This window comes from Lamprobacter sp., from assembly GCF_034860625.1.
GTDB lineage: Bacteria > Pseudomonadota > Gammaproteobacteria > Chromatiales > Chromatiaceae > Lamprobacter.
The window spans coordinates 1-1,886 of the sequence record NZ_JAYESN010000432.1 but is presented as its reverse complement, the minus strand read 5'-3'; the positions used below and the strand labels follow the sequence as shown (position 1 = coordinate 1,886).

Genomic DNA, 1,886 nt, shown 5'->3' with positions numbered 1-1,886 from the left:
CCTGATCGCTGCACAGGGACTGGATGGACTGTACTCCGCCACGCTGTTTCACTACGGTGACGCCGTGCTGCCACTCCTGCGTGAAGGGCTAGAGCTGGGTCGCAGTTTTGTGCAGCCGCGCTATCAGACCCGTCACAGTCTGGACTACCTGTGGTGGGGTATAGGCGCCTATCTGCGGCGCAACCCGCACCACCGTTATCTGTTCGGTCCCGCATCCATCAGCCAGTTCTACGGCACCGAGGCCACCGCTCGCCTGGTACATTATTTTGGCACCCACTTCGGCGGCACCCACTTCAATGGTGCTCAGCTGGATGTGCGCCCGCGCAACCCTTTTGTGATCCCCAACGAAATACAGCAGAAACTCAGTGCAGAGTTCAGCGGCTGCGACGCGCAGGAGGACTTCAAAGCCCTGCGCGAAGCACTGGCGGCACGCGGTCTGCCGGTACCGACCCTGTACAAGCACTACTCGCAGGCGACCTCGCCCGATGGGGTGTGCTTCTGTGCCTTCAATGTGGATCCGCATTTCGGCGACTGTGTGGACAGCTTCGTGATCGCCGATCTGCACAAGCTGACCCCGCGCAAGCGGCAGAGATACCTGTCCGGGCAGTGAGCCGGGTTGCCGTGGAGCGCTGTGTGGCGCTCCGCACATTGCGCATGCGCCCCAGCCTTATGCGTTTGCGAACTAACCCGTAACATTCTTGTAACAAAGGGATAGTCGACAGACCGCTCAGCCTCTGCCTATGATCAAACAGGGTGCCTGCTGGCGCCCTGTCCAACCACCTGCTGCCCCCCGAGCGGACCGAGGATCCGGCGCCAGACAAGCAGGCAGCACAACGCTCTTGATCAATCAGCTAGAGGCGATTTCATGAAAAGACACAAGCGCGACATGGCGAGCAGAGCATTTGACCGTGGTTATCAGGCCGGCGTCTCCGGCCGCAGCAGTGACATTTGTCCACACGAAAACGAACAGCAACGCATCAACTGGTTGTCGGGCTGGCGCGAGGGCCGGGTCGACCAATGGGACGGGCTGACCGGGGTGTCAGGCGTACACCGACTACCGGTGGTCTAGACCACCAACAAGGCCGCGGCCGCGCGGCCTGAACGGTGGTACCAACCCGCGTTTGTGCCACCGTTCACACTTCAGGGCCTCGATCGGGCGACGCATCACAGCTTCCTTCATACTGATTCATCAACCGCTGAAAGCGTGCCGGTGATGAGTCGCTCCAAGTCGACCAATTCCAATAACGAAACCGCTGGGCAGACCCGTGCCGAAGCCGCTCTTGCACAGCGGCTGGCAGAACAGAACGCCCTGCACGCCATACATATGCTCACGCTGGCTAATCACGATTTCGCAGCGCTGGCCAGCGGCGGGCGGGCGCAGGCCGTAGAGCAGTCGGAGCTCGATACCCTGCTGACCCAAAGTGTAGAGCACATCTACAGCGCCCTGCGTGCCATTACCGGCGCCCGCATTCTGTTGCAGGTAGACGCCAGTCGGCATGAGCGCGGGCGGAGCGGCAGTCACCAGCCACTGATGTCCTCGCCTATACGGGTCATGGATGCGGTGCGGGGGGCGCTGGAATTGCACGGCGATGGCTACAGCGATCTGATCAGCGAGGATGGGGTACGCAGCTTTCTGGATGCCATCAGTGCAGCCATAGGCACCTGGATAGAGCGCCGCGAGGGGATCGCGCGACTGGTGGTACACGAGCAGGCGATTGCCAGCACACAGGACCAGCTTGCCGTAATCGACCGGCAGCTACAGCTGATGGTGGCCAATCAGGCCTATGCCGAGCACGTGGGCGTGCCGCTCTCCGAACTGAGGGGGCGTCAGCTGTTGAGCCTGCTGCGCGACCCGGATGAAGCCCGCGAAACGCACGAGCATGTGC

At 61.8% G+C, this 1,886-nt stretch carries 3 protein-coding genes; all 3 read left to right on the top strand.

All coding sequences use genetic code 11. The features are described from left to right. Nucleotides 1–610, top strand: a 610-nt coding sequence (locus tag VBE63_RS28495; protein WP_323686352.1) for a GNAT family N-acetyltransferase, incomplete at its 5' end; no start/stop codon positions are given. 255 nt (nt 611–865) lie between these two features. After that, complete coding sequence (gene rmf / locus VBE63_RS28490; protein WP_323686351.1) at nt 866–1,069, top strand: ribosome modulation factor; 204 nt, start codon at nt 866–868, stop codon at nt 1,067–1,069. A gap of 144 nt (nt 1,070–1,213) precedes the next feature. Further along, on the top strand, nt 1,214–1,886 hold a 673-nt coding region (locus tag VBE63_RS28485; RefSeq protein WP_323686350.1), incomplete at its 3' end, for a PAS domain-containing protein.

What these genes read in the sequence shown, in the direction of transcription:
- rmf (WP_323686351.1), top strand. Translation starts at nt 866, where the DNA reads ATGAAAAGACACAAGCGCGACATGGCGAGCAGAGCATTTGACCGTGGT.